At 71.0% G+C, this 20,935-nt stretch carries 17 protein-coding genes; 11 read left to right on the forward strand and 6 right to left on the reverse strand.

The genetic code is table 11. The features are described from left to right. Positions 1-61: 61 nt before the first annotated feature. On the forward strand, positions 62-898 hold the full coding sequence (locus DLJ58_RS32670) for an aldo/keto reductase (protein WP_124862699.1): 837 nt from the start codon (positions 62-64) through the stop codon (positions 896-898). Positions 899-1,049: 151 nt separating this feature from the next. Here the strand turns inward: DLJ58_RS32670 and DLJ58_RS32675 are convergent, their stop codons facing one another. Together DLJ58_RS32675 and DLJ58_RS32680 are read right to left on the reverse strand one after the other, a co-directional pair. Continuing rightward, entirely contained in the window at positions 1,050-3,119 is a 2,070-nt protein-coding gene (locus tag DLJ58_RS32675; RefSeq protein ID WP_124862702.1) for a phosphocholine-specific phospholipase C, read from the reverse strand. Between the two features lie 134 nt (positions 3,120-3,253). Then, positions 3,254-4,180 carry an AraC family transcriptional regulator gene (locus tag DLJ58_RS32680; RefSeq protein ID WP_124862705.1) on the reverse strand — a complete coding sequence of 309 codons (927 nt, stop codon included), beginning with the start codon at positions 4,178-4,180 and terminating at the stop codon, positions 3,254-3,256. Positions 4,181-4,282: 102 nt separating this feature from the next. Here DLJ58_RS32680 and DLJ58_RS32685 point away from each other — a divergent pair, with 102 nt between their 5' ends. The 5 genes from DLJ58_RS32685 to DLJ58_RS32705 all read left to right on the forward strand — a co-directional run bounded on the left by DLJ58_RS32685 (position 4,283) and on the right by DLJ58_RS32705 (position 8,457). Beyond that, positions 4,283-5,113, forward strand: a complete 831-nt coding sequence (locus DLJ58_RS32685) for an NAD(P)H-binding protein (RefSeq protein WP_124862708.1) — start codon at positions 4,283-4,285, stop codon at positions 5,111-5,113. 80 nt (positions 5,114-5,193) lie between these two features. Continuing rightward, the gene (locus DLJ58_RS32690; protein ID WP_124862711.1) at positions 5,194-6,237 is read left to right on the forward strand and encodes an SEC-C domain-containing protein; all 1,044 of its coding nucleotides are present in this window, start codon (positions 5,194-5,196) and stop codon (positions 6,235-6,237) included. 88 nt (positions 6,238-6,325) lie between these two features. Continuing rightward, positions 6,326-7,072 carry a metallophosphoesterase gene (locus tag DLJ58_RS32695; protein WP_124862714.1) on the forward strand — a complete coding sequence of 249 codons (747 nt, stop codon included), beginning with the start codon at positions 6,326-6,328 and terminating at the stop codon, positions 7,070-7,072. A 2-nt stretch (positions 7,073-7,074) separates the two neighbouring features. After that, complete coding sequence (locus DLJ58_RS32700; RefSeq protein WP_124862717.1) at positions 7,075-7,710, forward strand: LysE family translocator; 636 nt, start codon at positions 7,075-7,077, stop codon at positions 7,708-7,710. Between the two features lie 231 nt (positions 7,711-7,941). After that, positions 7,942-8,457 (forward strand): DUF2231 domain-containing protein, encoded by a 516-nt coding sequence (locus tag DLJ58_RS32705; RefSeq protein ID WP_124862720.1) that lies wholly within the window; start codon positions 7,942-7,944, stop codon positions 8,455-8,457. A 10-nt stretch (positions 8,458-8,467) separates the two neighbouring features. Here DLJ58_RS32705 and DLJ58_RS32710 read toward each other — a convergent pair whose 3' ends face one another. The 3 genes from DLJ58_RS32710 to DLJ58_RS32720 all read right to left on the reverse strand — a co-directional run bounded on the left by DLJ58_RS32710 (position 8,468) and on the right by DLJ58_RS32720 (position 13,059). Continuing rightward, positions 8,468-8,911 (reverse strand): DUF1801 domain-containing protein, encoded by a 444-nt coding sequence (locus tag DLJ58_RS32710; RefSeq protein ID WP_124862723.1) that lies wholly within the window; start codon positions 8,909-8,911, stop codon positions 8,468-8,470. A 44-nt stretch (positions 8,912-8,955) separates the two neighbouring features. Then, positions 8,956-9,603 carry a DUF998 domain-containing protein gene (locus DLJ58_RS32715; protein WP_124862726.1) on the reverse strand — a complete coding sequence of 216 codons (648 nt, stop codon included), beginning with the start codon at positions 9,601-9,603 and terminating at the stop codon, positions 8,956-8,958. A 126-nt stretch (positions 9,604-9,729) separates the two neighbouring features. After that, positions 9,730-13,059 (reverse strand): S8 family peptidase, encoded by a 3,330-nt coding sequence (locus tag DLJ58_RS32720; protein ID WP_124862729.1) that lies wholly within the window; start codon positions 13,057-13,059, stop codon positions 9,730-9,732. 338 nt (positions 13,060-13,397) lie between these two features. On the opposite strand from DLJ58_RS32720, the gene DLJ58_RS32725 reads away from it, so the two are divergent. The 4 genes from DLJ58_RS32725 to DLJ58_RS32740 all read left to right on the forward strand — a co-directional run bounded on the left by DLJ58_RS32725 (position 13,398) and on the right by DLJ58_RS32740 (position 19,041). Beyond that, complete coding sequence (locus tag DLJ58_RS32725; RefSeq protein WP_124862731.1) at positions 13,398-15,281, forward strand: Xaa-Pro dipeptidyl-peptidase; 1,884 nt, start codon at positions 13,398-13,400, stop codon at positions 15,279-15,281. Between the two features lie 1,280 nt (positions 15,282-16,561). Continuing rightward, positions 16,562-17,221: a C39 family peptidase gene (locus DLJ58_RS32730; protein WP_124862734.1), complete on the forward strand. Its 660-nt coding sequence runs from the start codon at positions 16,562-16,564 to the stop codon at positions 17,219-17,221. A 240-nt stretch (positions 17,222-17,461) separates the two neighbouring features. Further along, complete coding sequence (locus DLJ58_RS32735; RefSeq protein ID WP_124862736.1) at positions 17,462-18,376, forward strand: DUF1996 domain-containing protein; 915 nt, start codon at positions 17,462-17,464, stop codon at positions 18,374-18,376. 71 nt (positions 18,377-18,447) lie between these two features. Then, the gene (locus tag DLJ58_RS32740) at positions 18,448-19,041 is read left to right on the forward strand and encodes a DUF305 domain-containing protein (RefSeq protein ID WP_124862739.1); all 594 of its coding nucleotides are present in this window, start codon (positions 18,448-18,450) and stop codon (positions 19,039-19,041) included. On the opposite strand, the gene DLJ58_RS32745 is transcribed toward DLJ58_RS32740, so the two are convergent. Continuing rightward, positions 19,023-19,679 carry a TetR/AcrR family transcriptional regulator gene (locus DLJ58_RS32745; protein ID WP_124862742.1) on the reverse strand — a complete coding sequence of 219 codons (657 nt, stop codon included), beginning with the start codon at positions 19,677-19,679 and terminating at the stop codon, positions 19,023-19,025. The two genes, DLJ58_RS32740 and DLJ58_RS32745, sit on opposite strands and share 19 nt — an antisense overlap. Positions 19,680-19,811: 132 nt before the next feature. Here DLJ58_RS32745 and DLJ58_RS32750 point away from each other — a divergent pair, with 132 nt between their 5' ends. Next, complete coding sequence (locus tag DLJ58_RS32750) at positions 19,812-20,900, forward strand: aldo/keto reductase (protein ID WP_124862745.1); 1,089 nt, start codon at positions 19,812-19,814, stop codon at positions 20,898-20,900. The last annotated feature ends 35 nt before the right edge of the window (positions 20,901-20,935 follow it).

The raw sequence follows: 20,935 nt of genomic DNA on the forward strand, positions 1-20,935 counted from the left end.
GTCTCGGCAGCGCAAACCGTGCGGGTAGGGTCAGTCACGGTCGACGAAAGGCAGATCAACCATGACGATTCCCCATCTTGCGGCAGCCGACGGCACCACTCTGCCGGCGATCGGGCTCGGCACGTACCGGCTGAACGGCTCGGCGGGTGTCGACGCGATCGGTCAGGCGATCCGGGCGGGCTATCGGTTGATCGACTCGGCGGTGAACTACGAGAACGAGGGCGCGGTCGGCCGGGCCGCCCGGTCGGCCGGTGACGTGCGGGACGAGCTGATCGTCACCTCGAAGCTGCCAGGGCGGCACCACCGCTACGACGAGGCGCTGACCACCATCGAGGAGAGTGTGTTCCGCACCGGTCTCGACCGGGTCGACCTGTACCTGATCCACTGGCCGAACCCGAAGGTCGACCTGTACGTGCAGGCGTGGCGGGCGCTGATCGAGGCGCGTGAACGTGGCCTGGTGCGGCACATCGGGCTCTCCAACTTCCTGCCCGAGCACATCGAGCGGCTGGTGGCCGAGACCGGGGTCGCCCCGGTGGTCAACCAGATCGAGGTACACCCGTACTTTCCGCAGCAGGAAGCGATCGACTACCACCGGGAGCACGGCATCCTGGTGCAGGGTTGGAGCCCGCTCGGCCATGGCAACGACCTGCAGCAGCATCCCGTCGTCGTGGAGATCGCCACCGCGCACGGCGTCAGCCCGGCGCAGGCGATCCTCGCCTGGCACGTGGCCCGTCAGGTGATCCCGCTGCCCAAGGCCGCCTCCCCGCAGCGGCAGGTCGAGAACCTGGACGTCTTCGGCATCAAGCTCACCGACGCGCAGGTCGAGGCCATCACCGCGCTGGGCCGCCCGGACGGGCGGCTCTCGGACCAGGACCCGGCGGTGTACGAGGAGTTCTGACTGAGCCGACGTGCGAGCGCCGTGACGAGCGTGATGACTCTGCGGCATCAATATGCCTGTGAGTCATCACGCTCATCCGTACATCCGCCGCCGATCGCGGCGCCGAGCCGCGTCACCCGGGCCGGCGGCGCCCCGGGTGACGCGGTGTCGCCTAGACGAGCCCGCCGAGGGCAGGGTCGCTGATGCTGTCCTTGCCGTTCTCGACATGACCCGCGCAGCGGTACGCGAAGTCGGCGTCACCGGCGACGGAAACCGTCAGGTCGTACCAGCCGTGGGTGCGGGCGAGCGTCCACGTGACGCGCTCGGTCTCGCCGGGGCGCAGCGACACCTTGACCGGTCGGGCGTGGTACCCGTCCCGGACGGTCACCTCGACCCGCTTCGACCCGCGGTTCTTGACGGTGAGGGCCAGCTTGTAGTCGCGCTCGTCGTAGGCGGGCGTGACGTCGAGGTGGGACCGGCCGTCGGTGAACCGGCGGAAGAACCCGTTCGGCCCGTGCACCGACAGGTCGTACCCGGAGGTGACCGGCCAGGTGTCGGTCAGCTGCTTGCCCGGCTCGACGGTGTAGCTGCGCGGGGCGTCCGCGCTGCCCGCCTGGCGGACCTGGAAGACCGCGGCGACACCGCCGGAGTTGCGGAAGTCGATCCGGAACGAGTCGTCGCCGCGGCACCCGTCGGCGTGCAGGGTGTACGGGATCGGCCGCGCCGGGCGTACGCCGTGCTCCTGCTTCGGCAGCCGCTGGTCCGCCGGCGGAACCGGCACCTCGTCGGGGTGCCGGACCAACTCCTCGGGCTTGAAGTCGTCGGTGTCGGGCAACCTGACCTCGCGCGAGCGGTTCGGGTGCCGGAAGTCGAACGCCGTGGTCAGGTCGCCGACGACGGCCCGCCGCCACGGGGTGATGTTCTGCTCGATCAGGTCCGGCCGGCCGTGTCCGAACCGCGCCTCCAGGAACTTGATCAGTGAGGTGTGGTCGAAGACCTGCGAGTTCACGTAGCCGCCGCGCGTCCACGGCGAAACGATGACCATCGGCACCCGGATGCCGAGGCCGTACGGTCCGGCCGGGTGGTCGGCGTCGCCGGGGAAGATCTCGTTGGTGGTCGGCACTGTCGACTGCCCGTACTCGCGGGTCTGCGGGGGCGTCGGCGGGACCACGTGGTCGAAGAAGCCGCCCTCCTCGTCGTACGTGATGAAGAGCGCCATCCTGCTCCACACCTCGGGGTTCGACGCGAGGATGTCGATGACCTGCGAGATGTACCAGGAGCCGTACGCCGGCTCCCAGTTCGGGTGCTCGGTGTACGCCTCCGGTGCGGTGATCCAGGAGACCTCCGGCAGGCGTCCCGCCTCGACGTCGGCGCGGAAGTCCGCCAGCAGCGCCTCCGGGTCGCGGCCCTGGGTGCGGATCTCCGTGCCGGTCTTGGCCCTGTCGGCCAGCGGCGTTCCGGGCTGCGCATTCTGGTACTGGTGGAAGTAGAGCAGCGAGTTGTCGCCGTAGTTGCCGATGTAGGGGTCGTTCGTCCAGCCCCAGGACCCGGCGTTGTTGAGGCCGGTGCCGACGTCCTGGTAGATCTTCCAGGAGATGCCGTTGCGCTCCAGCCGCTCCGGGTACGTGGACCAGTCGTAGCCGGCCTCGGCGTTGGTGATGACCGGGCCGCCGCCCTTGCCGTCGTTGCCGACCCAGCCGCTCCACATGTGGTAGCGGTTGGGGTCGGTCGGGCCCATGAGCGAGCAATGGTAGCTGTCGCAGACGGTGAAGGCGTCGGCGAGCGCGTAGTGGTACGGCAGGTCCTGGCGGGTGTGGTAGGTCATCGCCGTGACGCCCTTGTTCGGCACCCACTTGTCGAACCGGCCGTCGTTCCAGGCGGCGTGCCCGTCGTTCCAGCCGTGCGGCGGGTCCGGCAGGAAGGTCTGGCCGAGGTCCTTCACCTCGGGGCGGAAGGGCAGCAGCTCGTCGGCCCCATTGGGCTGGTGCCACACGTCCCTGCCCGACGGCAGTGTCGCCGGATGGGGGTCACCGAATCCGCGTACGCCGCGCATGGTGCCGAAGTAGTGGTCGAAGGAGCGGTTCTCCTGCATCAGGATGATGACGTGCTCGACGTCCTTGATCGAGCCGGTCCGGTTGTTCGCCGGGATGGCGAGCGCCTTGCTGAGGTCCAACGGGAGCGCCGCGCCGATCGCGGGAACTCCCATCGCCTTGAGAAACGTACGGCGATCCACCGCGCCCATAACTCCGCCTTTGTGCGACCTGGTCGGGAAACTGGCGACCGGACGCTACCGACGACGGGTTGACGGCAGATGACCGTAGTTCGTTGGTTTTGCGACCACTCGTCGACCGGCTCTGGGCCTGGAAGAGCAGCCGCTCAGGCCGCCGTCGCGTCGGTGCGGGCGAGCCGTCGATGCCCGCTGGGGCTCATGCCGTGCACGCGTTTGAAGGCCGCGCTGAAGCCGAACGCGTCCGCATACCCGAGGTGACGTGCCACGGCGGCGACCGTCGCGGTCGATTCGGCCAGCAGGTCGGCGGCGAGTGTCATGCGCCAGTCGGTCAGGTAGGTGAGCGGCGGTTCGCCCACCAACGTGGTGAACCGTTTGGCCAGTGTGGACCGGGAGACGCCGGCCTGCGCGGCCAGGCTGGCCAGGGTCCACGGCCGGCCCGGTGCTTCGTGCATGGCGCGCAGCACCGGCCCGACCGTGTCGTCGCTCAGCGCGCGGTACCAGCCGGGGGCCTCGGCCTCCGGCTGGTCGAACCAGTCCCGCACCGTGCAGACCAACAACCAGTCCAGCAGGCGGTCCAGCACGACCTGCCGTCCGGGCCGGCCCGCGTCGAGTTGGGCGTCGAGGTAGTCGCGCAGCGCGGCGCAATCCTGGTCTTCCGGCACGACGAGCACCGGCGGCAGCGCACCCAGCAGCCGCTGCGGCACCCGGCCCCGGACGTGGTACACCCCGACCAGCAGCACGAGGCGGTCGGTGTGGTCCGCGCCCACCGGGTCGACCACCCCGGTCTGGCCGCGCCGGACGTCCTGCAGTTCCCCGGGCTCGAAGCTCGACCGGGGCTCGGCGGAGAAGACGAACGGTGCCGGCCCGCGCACGGTGGCCGCCTCGCCGACCCGGACCAGGCGAGGCTTGTCGCTCTCCGGGTGGGAGATCCAGCCCTCGCCCCGCATCGGGACACAGAGTGTCAGCGGGGCGCCGTCGGTGAACCGCAGCGCCCACGGCGGCGTCAGCACCGACCGGCCGAAGGCCGCGCCGTCGGCGTGCAGGCCGCGCAGCAAATTGTCGAACGGGTCCATGCACCGACCATAGATCGCGGAGGATGGACCGCGGACGATCGGACATGCCTGGCGTACGACAGGACATGTCCCGCCTGCGGCTGGGCGAGTTGACTCGTGGTCATGACGACGAACGCACCTTCGACACTCGTGATGGCCGGCACCGGCAAGACCGGTCGTCGGCTGGTCCAGACACTGCGGGCGGCGGGTCGGCACGCCCGGGCCGCCTCTCGCTCCGGTGAGGTGCGGTTCGACTGGTCGCGGCGGGACACGTGGCGGCCGGCCCTGGCGGGCGCCTCGGCGGTCTATCTGCTCGCGCCGGAGGACCCCGCGCTGGCCACCGACTTCGTGACCCAGGCGGTCGACTCGGGTGTGGGCCGGATCGTGGCGCTGTCCGGGCGCGGGATCGACCGGGTCGGTGACTTCTCCCCCGGTATGGTCGCGGCCGAGGAGGCGGTGCGGAAGTCCGGCATCGAGTGGACGATCATCCGGCCGAACAACTTCAGTCAGAACTTCAGCGAGGACCTGTTTCGGCAACCGCTGCTCGACGGTCGGCTGGCCCTGCCGATGGGCGCCACCCCGGAGCCGTTCGTCGACGCCCAGGACGTCGCCGACGTGGCCGCGACGCTGTTGACGTCGCCCGGCCACCACGAACAGGTGTACGACCTGTCCGGACCTCGTGCGCTCACCTTCGACGCGGCGGTGGCGACGATCGCCCGGGTGAGCGGCCGTTCGATCCGCTACGTGGAACTCACCCCGGAGGAGTACCACGCCGAACTGCTCGCCGAGGGCTATCCAGCGGAGACGGCGACGGCGCTGAACGCACTGTTCGCCGGCATGCGGGCAGGCCACCTCGCCGAACCGACCGGCGGGGTACGTCGGGTTCTCGGACGGGACCCGCTCGACTTCGACACCTACGCCGCCCGGGCAGCGGCGGCCGGCGCGTGGTCGTAGTCCGCCCGGCGGGTGGCATGAGAGCGGCGTAACAGGTGATCTGCCCGCATTCGGCGAGCACGCCGACGTACCGTGAGATCGTGCCGACGAGAGAGACACTCACCAAGGCTGACCTCGCCGAACTTCGCCGCTCGGCGCTCGGGACGGCCAATCCGCTCGGTGTCGCCGCCGACCTCGCGGAGGCCGCCGAACAGGGCCGGCTGGAGGACCCGGACGACGCCGGGGACGCGCTGACTCTGGCCGCCGAGATCGCGGAGATCCGAGCGAGGCCCGAGGCCGCGCTGCGGTACGCGGAGCAGGCCCTGGCGGCGTACCCGTCCGGAGACGACCCTCGGGCCGGGTTCGCCCGCGCGCTGCGGGCCCGCGCGCTGTTCCGGGCCGGCGGTCACGACGACGAGGCGATGGCGGAGTTGACGGCGTTGCGCCCGTTGCTGCTCGTGCAGCCCGACGCCCCCGCCTACGTCAGTGCCGCGCTGGACGCCGGTGGGCGTTCGGCGACCGCCGAGACGTGGCTGAGCGAGGCGGTCGACACAGTGCTCAACGAACGTGCGACCGCCGCGTCCGGGCCGGCCAGCACGGCGATCGACCCGGTGGTCGATCTCGGTCCGCCGGACGCGCCCGGTGTCGCCTTCTTCCTGTTGCAACAACGGCATCGGGTACGCCGCAATCTGAACCTGCCGCACGACCGGCAGGACGACCTGGCGGACCGGTTGGAGACCCAGCTCGTGCGGCGGGCCGGTGAGCGGCGGGACGCCGAGTCGGATCTGCTCTTCTGGCCACGGGCCGAGTTCGATCGCCTGCTCGCCGAGCACCCCGCCCTCACGGAGGTGTACGGGCCGGACTGGGACGCGCACCGGGGCCGGCTGGAGACGGAGTTGGTTCGGCTGCGGGGTTCCGGTCAGGCCGGGTTGGGCGTGTTCGGCGCGACAGTGGCCGGGTTGACCGCGTTCGCCGGACGACGTGGCGGCGATCCGGCCGACGCGGCGGTCCGGGCCGGCTACGCGGCGGAGGTGTCGGCGCGGCCCAGCGCGCGGATCGCCTGGCCGCCGGAGCGCAACGACGCGTGCTGGTGTGGTTCGGGCCTCAAGTACAAGAAGGACTGCCTGCCGCGCTCGCGGAGCTGACCGCGGCGGCTGACGCGCTGCGGCGGCCGACCTGGCCCGGAGTAGCGTCCTTGACGGCTTTACTCTCGTAGCCGTTAGGAGTGCCTTCGTGCTGGTCATCGCGCACCTCAGTGACACCCACCTCGACAGCCATCCCCGGTCGGCCGAGCGGACCGCCCGGGTCATGGACCACCTGCACGGCCTGCCACGACAGGTCGACGCGATCCTGATCACCGGGGACATCGCCGACCACGGCGAGGTGGCCGAGTACGAGACCGCCGCGAAGCTCTTCGACTCCCCGCTGCCGGTGATGGTCTGCCCCGGCAACCACGACGTGCGCGACGCGTACCGCAAGGGTCTGCTCGGTGACGACCGCGGCGGCACCGGCCCGATCAACGCCCGCCACGACGTGGCCGGGGCGGTCTTCCTCCTCGCCGACTCCTCCGTGCCCGGCGCGGACGACGGTCACCTGGACGACGAGACGATGGCCTGGCTCGCCGACGAGCTGGGTTCGGTGCCGGCCGGGACGCCGACGTTCATCGCCCTGCATCACCCGCCGGTGGTGCTGCACCACCCGGTCATCGACCCGATGCGGCTTCTGCCGGCCGACCCCCTGGCCGAACTCGTCGCCGCCCACCCGCAGGTCGTCGCCGTGCTGACCGGGCATTTCCACACCGCCGCCGCGAGCACCTTCGCGGGCCGTCCACTGCGGATCGCCCCGGGTGTGGTCTCCACCCTGCGGATGCCCTGGGAGGGCGAGGGCCCGTTGACCACCCAGACCCAACCGCCCGGCGTCGCATTCCACGTGTACGACGACGCCGGCCTGTTCACCACCCACTACCGGGTGGTGGTCTGAGGATGCACGGGGTCGCGGTTCTCGGCTTCCTGATCGCCGTGGCGCCGATCACCGCCACGCCGGGCGCGAGCCTGACCCTGGTCGTCTCGCGGGTCGCCACCGGCGGGCGGCGGCAGGGCTGGTGGGTGATCCTCGGTACGGTGACCGGGCTCTACGTGCACGCCACGCTGGCCGCTGTCGGCCTGGCCGCGCTGGTGCTCCGCTCGTCGCAGGCGTTCTGGGTGGTCAAGCTGGTCGGGGCGGGTTATCTGGTCGGGCTCGGGCTCTGGATGCTCTGGTCCGCGTCGCGCCGTCGCGCGGAGGCGGGACGGCGACCGACGGTTTCCGCCCGAAGGCTGCCCTGGCGCGTGGACCACCCGTACCTGCAGGGTTTGCTCGGCAATGTGCTGAACCCCAAGGCCGCCGCCATCTACCTCACGTTGGCACCGCAGTTCCTCGAACCGGGCCGACCGGTGCTGGTGCCGATGGTGCTGCTCGCCACGGCGTACGCCGCGCTGCACACCTGTTGGCTCGCCGGCTGGACCGTCGTCTCCGGTGCCGCCGCCCGGTTGCTCCGCACCGCATCGGTGCGACGGATGCTCGATCGGCTGACCGGCGTGATCCTGGTCGGCCTCGGCGTACGGGCGGCGGCGACCTGAGTCTGCCGTGGCGGGCGCGTCGCCGACTCTAGGACGGAGCGCTGAGGCACATCAGGTCGCGCTGCGCCCCGGCGAGTTGGTCACCCTGAGAAACCTCTGATGCGGGCCGGGTTCGCCGGCGCGAGATGCCCGTCGCCGTCGACCTGGCCGCGACAGGTGAGCGATCGGCGGGGATGACACGCCCGCGTGGTACCGATAGCGTCCCGATGTGGACGATCAACGTCCAGGCCGATGTCACCGGAGGAGACGCCGATGTTCGAGGAGTTCATGGGCATCCCGGCCCACCCTCTGCTGCTGCACGCCGCTGTCGCCTTCGTGCCGCTGCTGGCCCTGCTGACGGTCGGTTACGCGTTCGTCCCGCCGATCCGGCCGCACACCCGGTGGGTGCTGGGGCTGCTGGCAGTGGGTGCGCCGGTCGCCGCCCTGCTGACGAAGCTCTCCGGCGACGCCTTCCTCGAGCGGATGCGCGCCGCCAACCGGGTCACCCCCGAGTTCCTGCCGAAGCTGGAGGCACACCAGGAGTTCGGTGACATCACGCTCTACGCCAGCATCGGGTTGGGGGTGGTGGCCCTGGCGCTGGTCCGGCTCGTCGCGCCGAAGGCCGCAGACGCCAGCGCGGACGGGCGGCCCGGTCGGCCGCTGACCCTGGCGTTGCAGGTGTTGTCGCTGGTGGCCGCCGCCGTCACCGTGTATTACGTGGTGCGCACCGGCGACTCCGGGGCGAAGGCGGTCTGGGAGGGCCAGTGACGTCGGCGGCTCATCGGCCGCTGCCCCCGTCGACGCCCCTGTGCACCTGGACGGTGCGCTCAATCAGCTGCCGCAGCACGCTCTCGTCGACGTCGTCGAGCCGCCTCAGGTAGATGCATCCCTGTCCGGCGCGGTGCGGGCCAAGCCGGGCGAGAAGCGCGTCGTCCCGCTCCTCGAGACCGCCGCCGGTGAGGTAGAGGACGAGGTTCTGTTTGCGGGGCGAGAACCCCACCAGGGGTGCGTCACCACTACGCCCGCTCTCGTAGGTGTAGTGGTAGCTGCCGAAGCCGACGATGCTCGGGCCCCACATCACCGCCGGCTCCCCGGTCAGCTCACCCATGATCGCGCGGAGCCGCCCCGCGTCGGCCCGCCTACGTTCGTCGGGGTTGCCGGCCAGGAAGTCGTCGACGCTGATCACGGTCGGAGCGGTTACCGGCTGCTTCGCTGTGGCCATGACGTGATGCTGTCACCTGCCTACGACGAGAACCGCCTCAACGGTCAGGCGACCTCGTCGCGTGTTCGCCAGGAGAGCGCCACGAGCCACCCCGAGATGAGCACCGCGCCGACGGCGAAGCGGATGCTCGCACTCCCCTCGCTCCACGGCAGGGCGGTGAGTACGAACGCGACGGCACCGCTGGTGGCGCTGTAGAGCGCCCAGTTCCGGTCCCCCTGGGCGGCGAACCGTCGAGCGAGCAGCAGGCCGGCCGCGATCAGCGACAGGAACGCCGCCGCACCGCACACCGTGTGCAGGACGCTGCCCGTGCTGGCCTGCTCGGGCAGCCCCGCCGGGGCGCCGGGTGGCCAGCCGAGCGCGGGATCGGGCACGAAGATCCCACCGCCGACCATCGCCACCCCGTACACGCCGACCAGCACCGGCACCACGGTGCCGGCGCGGCCCGGTCGCAGTGACTGCCACAGGCCCAGCGCGAAGGCGACGGCCAGGACGCCGGTGCCCACGAACGCGACGACCTGCAACCAGCCGAGGTCACCGAGGGTGAGTGAGCTGATCGCGTGCCGGCGCAGGTCGAAGCCGGATCGGGTGAACGCCTGCCCGAACGACAGGACGGGGAAGAGCAGGCCGGCGACAGTGCCACAGCCCAGCAGGAAATGGGTTCGGTGCAGCGATGTCTCGGCGACGGACGTCATGGGCGTGCCTCTCGTTGTCGGCGTCACGGTTCACCGTCACGACGAACGAGGTAGGGCCGGATCGACACCGCGACGCAAAAGGTGGTGCGACCCGGCCGGAGCCGGGCCGCACCACCCTGTCGACGGTCAGCCGGCGTGGTACGCCCGGATGATGGTCTGGTCGATTCCGCTACCGCCGTTGGCGGCGGCCTTCACCCGCAACGACACGGACTGCCCGGCGGCGGCCGTCGGCAGCGCGACCCGGTAGCTGTCGCCGCTGCCGGTGACCCGGGCCGACTTCCAGGTGGCCCCGTCGTCCGTGGAGGTCCAGACCTGGAACGACGTCACCTTCTGCGCCTTGATGCCCCGCATCTGCCGGACGGCCAGTTCCGCAGTTCCGCCGGTGGCGTGGTTGTTGGTGTCCATCGGCAGCGCGTAGTCCACCGCGAGCAGCGGCAGCGGCACGCTCCCGGTGCCGTCCGGCCCTGCCGACCGGAACGTCCACGAGGTGTTGACCTTGGTGGAGATCGGCAGGATCAGGCTCGTGTCGACGTCGAGGGTCAGCCGGTAGTCGGCCGACTGCTGCGGCACTGTGAAGTCGGCGAGCGGGCGGTCCCGCTCCTCGACCAGTTTCCCGTTGCGGTACAACGACAGCTTGCGGTTCACGCCGATCGAGGAGCCCTGGAGGCAGTCGGCCCGCTGGTGCTGGTCGGTCAGCGACACCAGGTCGATGTGCAGGTTGCCCCGGGTCCGTGACGGAGCGGTGGCGCAGCTCTGGTCGACGCCGGCCGGGTCGTCGTACCAGCCGGAGTGCAGCGGCTGGCGCGCCCAGACCTTGGTCTGCAGACTGCCCGGCTGGTAGGTGCGGGGCGCCTCCTGGGCCGACAGGCCACCGTAGACACCCTCGTCCGCCCAGCGGTAGCCGGCCGAGAGGTAGTCGGTGCGGTACGGCGGCAGGTTCCCCTCGTGGGTCTGCGTCACCGGCACCCCGTCCGGGGTGAAGCCGCTGCGGATCAGCTGGGTGACCATCCCCTCCGAGTCGACCTGGTGGAAGCGCTCCTCGATCCGGGCGAGCTTCGCCTGCTCGGCCTTGCTCACCCGGAAGGCGGGGTCGGCCGGCACGCCGCCCGCGTACTCGTGCACCAGGTTGTAGCGGTACGGCTTGGCGGTGCCGGCTGGCGAGTCCAGGTTGACCGCCGCCCAGGTGCGTCGGGAGCCGACGGTGGGCTTGGGCAGCGCGGTGGTGCGGACCGTCGTCCTGGCACCGTACCCGCTGATCTGGTGCCACCAGGACAGGCCGTTCGGCGCGGTCTGGACGTTGGTGAGGTCGGTCCGGGTGGGCGTGGTGGGCACCCCGTCGACCGTCGCCGTCACAGGCCTGGCCCGCGCCGGGTCGAGCGTCACGCTCCGGGCGCCGCGCACGTCCAGGTCGACCTCGGCGGCGAGTGTCGTCTCCAACACGTCGCTGTCGACGTAGTAGGCGACGGACGAGCCGAGGATCGCGTACCGGCCGGCCGGCACCCGCAGCGTGAAGGTGTCTCCGGGCGTGCCGCCCGCACCGCCGTAGTAGATCAGCGGGTCGGTGAGGTTGGTGACCAGCAGGTTGATCCAGCTCTCCGCGCCGTCCTTCAGGCCCGGCAGCGGCTTCGTCTGGATCGTCAGGTCGTAGCTGGGCTGCTCGACGTAGAAGCTCACCGGGGTCGTCGCGACCAGCTTGCGCCCGGAACGGGCGGTGACGGTTGCCAGGTAGAAGCCCGGTCGGGCGGCCAGCGCCGCACGGTTGACCCGCAGGGTCGCCGAGGCGGTGGTGCCGTGCCTGAGCGTCAGCCGGCTCGTCGACAGCGACGCCGCGCCGCGCGGCACCGGTTGGCCGTCGTGGTTGACGATCGACACGTCGAGGTCGAGAACGGCCGTCGACTCACCGGTCCAGCTCAGCTTCGTCTCGCTGGTCCCGGACTGCGGGTAGGCGAAGGTGCCGAGGTTGACCACCGGCTGGTTGCCGGTGGGGCCACCGAGGGCCCGGGCCGCGTTGAGCCGACCGGCGCCGACGGCGTACGGGTCGATGCCGCTGAGTGGGTCGGCGGCGCCGACGAGGGCGGCCTTGAGTCGCTCACCGCTCCAGTCCGGGTGACGCTGGGCGAGCAGCGCTGCGGCGCCAGCCACGTGCGGGCTCGCCATCGAGGTGCCGCTGATCGCCTCGTAGTACCGGTCGATCGGGTCCTGGAGGTTGGTGCCGGCGGCCCGGGCGGCGACGATGTCGACACCGGGCGCGACCAGTTCCGGCTTGGCCACGTTGCTGGTGACCAGCGGCCCGCGGCTGGAGAAGTCGGCGAGCTTGTCGTTGCGGTCGACCGCTCCGACGGTCAGCGCGCTGGCGGCCGAGCCCGGCGAGGAGATGGCGCCGCCGCTGTTACCGGCGGCGATGACGAAGAGCGCGCCGGTGGACTCGCTCAGAGTGTCGACGGCGAGCGACAGCGGGTCGCTGCCGTCGTCCGGGTCGCTGCCGCCGAGGCTCATGTTGATGACGTCGGCCCGGGTGGCGGCCCACTCCATGGCGGCGATGATGCCGGAGTCGTCGCCGTAGCCGGAGTCGTCGAGAACCTTACCGATCACCAGCTCGGCGTCCGGCGCCACCCCGCGACGCTGACCGTGGGCGGCCGCGCCGGTGCCGGCGATGGTCGAGGCGACGTGCGTACCGTGGCCGTTGTGGTCGACGGCGTCACCGCCCTCGACGGTGAAGTCGGCCCGCTCGGCGACCCGGCCGACCAGGTCCGGGTGGGTGAAGTCGGCGCCGGTGTCGAGCACCGCGACCCGGACGCCCTTGCCGGTCCAGCCGGCCTTCCAGGCATCCGGCGCGGCGATCTGGCCCAGGTTGCGGTCCAGGCCGGCCGGGCGCCCACCGCCGGTCAGGGCGGTGGCCCGGACCTTGCGGTCGAGCCAGACCTTCTTCGCGCCCGCGAGCAGCGAGTTGGTCGCAAGCTTCGCCGTGGCCGGGCTCTTCTTGGGTACGCGGCCGGCGACCGCACCGATGCTGGGCAACGCCAGCACGTCACCGAGCGCGGCTACCCGGGCGGACGCGGTGGCGGGCTGCACGATGAGCGGCAGCTCGGCGGAGTTGTCGTCGTCGTAGCCGTCGGCGATCAGCGTGGTGACGTCGAACAGGTCGGGGTCGAGGACCGAGCCGAGCTGGGACGCGACGCGGGCGGGGATGACGTGCAGGTGCCCGTCGGGGCCGCAGCTCTGGTGGATCACCGCGTTCTCGTCCGCCGGCCGAATTGTGGCGTGTGGGCAACCCGATCCGGTGTCCCGTACGGTCACCACGTCCCCGGTCAGCAGGGTGACGGTGTGCCTCTTCCCGTCAGCAGTGGCTGCGGGTGCGCCGGTCTGACCGATGTCGCTGGGTCCGGCCGTGGCGGTGCCGCCCGGTAGGGCGGTCAGCGTCGTGGCCGTGACGGCGACGGCCAACAGCCATCGCATTTTCCTGAGCATCTTGCTCCTCGTCTAATGTGGACGAACCCGCCTCTTCGGGCGACTTCGGCAAGATCATATGCAGGGAAAGGATCACCCGGGCACCCCTTGACGAGGGGTTTTCCGGCTCGCACGCTGAGGATTTCGGCGCTGTTTCGCCGCCGGGCTCAGTTCGATGTCGTTTCGATTGCCGCCCGGTAGACCGGCAGCGACGGTGTGGGCGACAGATGCGTCCCTGGCCGAAGGGATCGACGGGACGCCGGCCCGGACCTAGCATGGCGACGAATGGATCTTCGAGATTGGCCCCTGCCGACCCCGGCAACCAGCCCAACCGAAGGGAGACGCGCATGCGTCGACCCCGTCATCTGGCACTCCTGAGCGTCGGCGTGTCCGGCGCCCTGGTCCTCAGCGCAGCCCCACCCGCGGCTGCCGCCCCGCCCACGCCCACCACGCCCACCGGCATCGTGGTCAGCGACGGCATGACCCAACCGGTGTTCTCGCTCGCCGACGCGATCGAGGAGCGGGTGTTCGTCCAGACCCCGGTGGACACCGACCACGACGGTCGGCCCGACCGGGTGGCGATCGACATCTCCCGCCCCCGGGAGACCGCCACGCAGGGCTTCAAGGTGCCTGTCATCTTCGAGCACAGCCCGTACCGCAAGGGCACCTGGGGTGACGTGCCGTACCCGAGCGTGCTGGTCGACGAGCTGCCGCAGAACGGTCTGACCGACCGCAACGGGCGTCGCGCACTCGACGCCGGCGCACAGCGGGCCCAGGCGAAGGCCAACCTGCCCGGCTCGCTGGACGACTACTACGTGCCCCGCGGGTACGCGGTGGTGCTCGGCCAGAGCGTCGGCACCGGCGACTCCGACGGCTGCCCGACCAGCGGGGACCAGGCCGAGACGCTCGGCACCAAGGCGGTCATCGACTGGCTCAACGGCCGTGCCAAGGGGTACGACGCGAACGGCGCCCCGGTCACCGCCGGCTGGACCACCGGCGCGGTTGGCATGACCGGCGTCTCCTACAACGGGACGCTGCCCAACCAGGTGGCCACCACGGGCGTCAAGGGGCTCAAGACCATCGTGCCGGTCTCCGCGATCAGCAGCTGGTACGACTACTACCGGGCCAACGGCCTGGTGGTCGCGCCCGGGACGTTCCAGGGCGAGGACCTCGACATCCTGGCCCAGTACACCGCCGGGCAGGCCCGCGCCGAGGGGCAGTGCGCCGACGAGCTCGCGGATATCACCGCGAAGCAGGACCGGGTCACCGGCGACTACTCGAAGTTCTGGCAGGATCGCGACTACCTCGACGCCCGCGACGTCAAGGCCAGCGTCTTCGTCGTGCACGGCCTCAACGACTGGAACGTGAAGACCGAACACTTCGCCGGCTGGTGGGACCAGCTCGCCAAGCGCGACGTCCCCCGCAAGATCTGGCTGCACCAGGGCGGCCACGGCGGTCCCGGCAGCAGCGCCTCGGTGACCCTGCCCGGCGGCCAGACGTGGACGTACAAGCAGACCGAGAACCGCTGGTTCGACTTCTGGCTGTGGAACGTGCGCAACGGCATCATGGACGAGCCGACGGCGGTGCTCCAGCGCGAGGACCGCGCCTACACCACGTACGCCAACTGGCCCGACCCGGCGGCGCGGGAGGTCGGCCTGCGCTTCGCGGCCACCGACACCACCGCACCCGGCGCGCTCACCACCGGCAAGCCGCCGAAGGCCAAAATCGAGCAGAGCTTCGTCGACGAGGGCCGGACCATCCACCCGGACACCCTGGTGTCCAACCCGGACACCGCGAGCGCCAACCGACTCGCCTACCGCTCCCCCGAGCTGACGCAGAGCGTGCGCATCTCCGGGCGTCCGGAGATGCGACTGCGGATGGCGATCGACAACAAGCCGGACGCGAACCTCACCGCGTACCTGGTCGACTACGGCCCGGCCGGGTCGACCGCCGCCCCGACCGTGGTGACGCGGGGTTGGATGGACCCGCAGAACCGCAAGAGCGCCGCGCGCACCGAGCCGGTCAAGCAGGGCAAGCTGTACGACTACCGGTGGACCATGGAGCCGAAGGACTACATCTTCCCGGCGGGACACCGGATCGGCGTGGTCGTCTTCTCCAGCGACCAGGAGTACACCCTGCTGCCGTTGGGCGGCACCGAGCTGCGGGTCGCGCCGAACGACAGCGAACTGCGACTGCCGGTTGTCGGCGGGCGGAGCGTCCTCGGGTTCTGATTCGTCCCTGCGCTCCCGGGTGGGGCAGTCCGACACGTTCGGGCTGCCCCACCCGCACGTCGGGACCCCCTCCGCCGGCGTAGCACCGCGTGCTGCCGCGCAGGTGCCGCCGGCCGCCACTCAGCGGCGTGATCCACGCGGCTTTCATGAAGTCGGGGCATCCCCGGCGCCGGGACACCGCGACTTTCAGGAACCCGAGTGGATCGCGCCATCCGTCTTCGCCGTGCCGGGTTTGCTCGCCACACTGACCCCGCGTCGGACCGGCCCGAACGCAGCCGCCCTGCCCGAGTCCGCATGATCGTGCTCGATCCTGGATGTAGTGGTCTCGTGGCATGGGGAAGGGCCTGTTTCCTGGATCGAGCACGATCATGCGGGACGCGAGGTTCGGTCCGCGCGCCGACCCGGGCCAGGCCAGGCCGACGGCGCGGTGACCCGGGCCAGGCCAGGCCGACGGCGCGGTACCCGCACCAGGCGAGGCCACACGCTGACCCGGGCCAGGCCAGGCCACACGACGCTCTAACCCGGCCAGCCAGGCCAGGCCACGGCGCGGTGACCCGCACCAGGCGAGGCCACACGCTGACCCGGGCCAGGTCACGGCGCGGTGACGCGAATCAGGCCAGGCCACATGACGCGGGCTGCCGCGGACCAGGCCGGGGCACACGGCGCGCTGGCCTCGGGGTCGGACCGGTCCGGGGCGCGCGAACGGCGCAGACCGGCATGATCCACTCGGCTTTCATGAAGTCGGGGCATCCCCGGCGCCGGGACACCGCGACTTTCAGGAACCCGAGTGGATCACGCCGCCGTGACCTCCGTGTCGGGTTCGCACGGCCGGCAGGGTGGGTGGTTTGCCGGGTTTGGCGTCGGGTGTCGGGTGGTCGGGGCCACCCCGTCGGCGGAATCGGCGGCCGGGTCGGGTCGTTATACCTGGCAGACCACCGCAACAGCCCGGGTCATTGGCGCGCCGGCCCCCGCCGGGAACACCCGCCAGGCCGCCCCGGTTACATCCCCGCACGGCCGAGCACGACAACGGCCGGGCAGGGCAGCCGCCGGGAACACCCGCCAGGCCGCCCCGGTTACATCCCCGCACGGCCGAGCAGCACAACAGGTTCGGCCCCCGCGGGCAGGCGGAATGACCTGCCACCCCGAACGGTTACACCTTGTCCCGACGCCGACCCCCCTCGCGGGTCACCGGGCAGAACCCCTCGAACTTTCCCCGCACGTCGCACTGACCCCCCGTTGAGTGCCGTGCGGGCACCCCCGATGCAGAGGAGCACGCCATCATGCGTACCGATCTGATCCGTAAGACCGCCCTGACCGCCGCCGGCCTCGCCTTCACCGGCGGCGCCATCGCCGGCCCCGTCACCACCGCGTACGCCGCGTCGGAGGCCAAGCCGGCCACCCAGACGCAGAGCGACCGTAAGCCCGCCGGTGAGCGTCAGCTCGGTGTGCGCTACGAGGCCCAGCCGAACTTCTACTACTGCGGCCCGGCCGCCACGCGTAATGCCCTGTCCGTGCAGGGCAAGGAGATCAGCGTGGACGCCATGGCCAAGGAGATGGGCACCACCGAGGCCGGCACCAACTCCATCAACGACATCACCCCGGTGCTGAACAAGGAGACCGGCAAGAACGACGCCTACCACAGCGTGGAGATCTCCAGCCCCGACGCTGACGGTAAGCAGACCGACCGGCTGCGCGCCGACATCGTGCGCACCGTGGACGACGGCCGGGCCGTGGTCGCGAACATCGCCGGCACCAGCGTCGACACCGCCGGCGGCGTGCACTCCTTCGAGGGCGGGCACTACATCAGCGTCGTGGGTTACCGCGACGGCGGGAACGTGGTGAAGATCGCCGACTCCGCCGATGCGAACACCGCCTCCTACGAGGTCACCGTCGAGCACCTCGCCGACTGGATCGCCACCCGCGGCTACGCCACCAGCTGACCTGCACACCAGCACACACCGAAGGGCCGGACCCCACCACGGGGCCGGCCCTTCGGCGTCTTTTCCACCAACTGCGGGGCGTATTGACAATTGTCGACTTCAGCGTGAGGCTGGGAGCAGTGAGAGCGCTCTCTCGCACCGGCCCAACCGGCCACCACCCAGTCTGGCCAGGCACAACTCCGATGTCTTCGGCGGCGGCGCCGGAGCTGTCCCTGACCCGCCCCCCCGACAGGAGTCACGATGGACAGGGCCGCACCCCTCTCCGGCATCCCCCGCCGACTGCGCCTCGCCACGGCGATCGGCGCACTGCTGGTGCTACTCGGCACGTACCTGGTGTCCACCACCAACCGGGCCGACGCCGCCCCCGGGCGAGCCGGCGCTGACTTCGGCGCCAACGCCATCCGGGTCGCCGAGTTCCCCGCCGACTGCACCTACAGCCACCGGCTGCCGGACGACCCGATCGTCTTCCCCGGGCTGCCCGGGGCGTCGCACATGCACAGCTTCTTCGGCAGCACGGTGACGAACGCCAAGACCACCCTCCCGGACCTGGTCAACTCGCCCACCACCTGCAACCCGCGGGTGGACGTCTCGTCGTACTGGGTGCCGACCCTGTATCGGGACAACGTCGCCGTGGAGCCGGCGATCGCCACGTTCTACTACCTGGGCGAGGGCGTACGCGCCGACGTCGTCGCGAACACCCAGCCGTTCCCGCTGGGGCTGCGGCTCGTCGCCGGCAACGCGAAGGCCACCGGACCGAACGACAGCATCGCCCGCTGGTCCTGCCTGCACGCCGGGCACGTGCCGCCGTCGAAGGACTTCGTCAACTGCCCGTCGGGCACGATGCTGGAGTCGTACCTGGACTTCCCGCAGTGCTGGAACGGCCGTGACCTCGACTCGCCGGACCACAAGAGCCACCTGGCGTACCCGGTGAACCAGGCCTGCCCGAGCACCCACCCGGTGCACGTGCCGAAGTTGCGTCAGGTGCTGCGGTACCCGGTCACCGGTGACCCGTCGCGGTTCCGGCTGGCCTCCGGGCCGGGCTACACGATGCACGGCGACTTCTTCAACGCCTGGCCGGTGGCGGAGTTGGCCCGCCGGGTCCAGGACTGCATCCGTCCCGTCATCAAGTGCGGTCACGACGGCCGACCGATCTGAGCGACAACTCCACACCACGGCGGCGGGTCCGGTCACCCGGGCCCGCCGCCCTGGTCGAGAAGGGAGATCGGATGCGCCGGCCCACGGCTTCCACAGTGCTCGGCGCGGTGCTGCTCGTCGCCGGCTGCGGCGCCGGGCCACAAGACGCGGCCAGCACCGCCACACCGCCCGTGACCGCGCCACCGGCGACGACCGCGCCGACACCCACGGGTACGGCGTTCAACCCCACCGACATCGCCTGGCTGCAACTGACGGTGGCGATGACCGAACGTCTGCTGCCCGTCCTCGATCTGGTGCCGGCGCGGACCACCGACCCGGCCTGGCGGCAGACCGCCACCCAGGTCGCGACCACCCGGCGCGCCGATCTGGACCGCGCCCGCCGGCTACTGGCCGACGCCGCCGCCCCGACGACGAATCCGCACGAGGGGCACGACATGCCGGGCATGGTCACCGCGCAGGAGATGACCGCGCTGCGGGCGGCCAGCGGGCGGCCGTTTCACCGCCTGCTGGCCGGGCACCTGCGGGCGCATCTCGCGCAGTCGGTCCGGATCGCCACCGCAGAGCAGCAGAGCGGAGTCCAGCCGGCGACCGTCGCGCTGGCGTCGGCCGTGGTCCGGTCCGGCACCGCCGACCTCGAACGACTCGATCACCTCGACCCCGCGTAGCCGTCACCCGGAGATGTCGTCGTCACCTGCCACGTCTGCGTCCGGGCACTTGCCCGCAGGGAGTCGATGGTGAGGTCGAGGGCCGCTTCCAGGTGGTCGGTCTTTCCGGTGGAGAGCAGCAGGAGTACGCCGCCCTGGATGCCGGCGAGCAGCGCCGCGGCGGCGCGGTCGGCGTCCACGTCTCCGGAGATGTCTCCGGTCGACTGCATGTGCCGGACGCCGTCGGCGATCGCGTTCTGCCAGCGCCACATGAGCCCGGTCACGATCGCCTGTGCGCCCGGCGCTCGCCGCCCGGTCTGGCCGAGCAGGCCGTTGAGCGGGCATTTCACCCCCTGCGCCCGGTAGCGCTCGATCAGTCGCTCGCGCCACGCCAGCCATGCGGGCCAGGACGTCAGGTTGCTGAGCATCGGCTCCTGGTCGAGCAGGACCTGGTCGGCCTCGTGTTGGGCCACCGCCAGCAGCAGTTCTTCCTTTCCGTCCGGAAAGTAGTGGAAGAGTTGGCCCTTGCTGGTGCCCGTGTGGGCCATCACGTCCTCGAGGCGTACCTCGTCGACGCCACGCTCACGGATCTCGGCGGCGGCGCCGGCGACGATCCGCGCCCGGGTCGCCTCGCCCTTGCGGGTCAACGCCCGTGTCATGCGATCTCCTCGTCTGGACCTGCGGGTCCAACCCTATCTCGGTTTTTGGACTTGCAGGTCCATTTTTGCCGAGCAATGGTCTGGAACGCGCGGTCCGCAGCGGACCGACACCAAGATCGGGAGGGCACCACGATGAACCACTACTACCTGCTCGGGCGGTCCGGTCTGCGGGTGAGCCGGCTGGCGCTGGGCACGATGAACTTCGGCGTCGACGGGTTCCACGCCGCGTACGGCAAGACCGAGGAGGAGGCCGAGCCGATCTTCCGGCAGTACCTGGAGTCGGGCGGGAACTTCATCGACACGGCGGACTTCTACACCGCAGGCGAAAGCGAAAAGATCCTCGGCCGGCTGATCGAGCGGGCCGGCGTACGCGAGCGGCTCGTGCTCACCAGCAAGTTCACAAACACCGTCGACCCGAGCGACCCGAACGCGAGCGGCAACGGGCGCAAGCACATCATGCGGGCCGTGGAGGCATCGCTGAGCCGGCTCGGCACCGACTACATCGACCTGTACCTGCTGCACACCTGGGACCGGATCACCCCGGTCGAGGAGGTCGTGCACACCCTCGACGACCTGGTGCGTGCCGGCAAGATCCGGTACGCCGGCCTCTCCGACGTACCGGCCTGGTACGCAGCCCGCGCACAGAGCTACGCCGAAGCGCACGGCTTGGCCCCGATGATCAACCTGCAACTGCCGTATTCCCTGGTCAGTCGCGGCATCGAGGCGGAGTACGCGGCGATGGCCCAGACCATGGGCATGGGGCTCACCGCGTGGAGCCCGATCGCCAGTGGTCTGCTCAGCGGCAAGTACCGGCGCAGCGGCGACGGCCTGAGCGGGACCGGCCGGTTGACCAACCCCGACACCGGCGGCCGCGAGGTCAGCGCCAGCGAGTGGCAGGTCATCGACGCCCTGGAGAGCGTCGCCGCCGAACTGGGCCGCAGCATGGCACAGGTCGCGATCAACTGGGTCGCCACCCAACCCGCCGTGGCCTCGGTGATCATCGGTGCGAGCAGCGCCGAGCAGGTCGGCAGCAACTTCGAGGCCCTCAATTTCGACATCCCCGCCGACGCCCGCCGCCAACTCGAGGAGGCCAGCGCGCCGCAGCTCGAAGTGCCCTACGTGATGTTCACCCCGCAGTACCAGTCCTGGGTGGTGAGCCCCGGCCTCGGCATCGGCGACAAGCCGACCGGCTACGCCCCTCCGGTCTTCAACGGCAGGTAGAACCTCGCCAGGCGAGATCGCGCCCGCCCCGTTCC

The organism is Micromonospora arida (genome assembly GCF_003857035.1).
GTDB classification, from domain to species: Bacteria; Actinomycetota; Actinomycetes; order Mycobacteriales; family Micromonosporaceae; genus Micromonospora; species Micromonospora arida.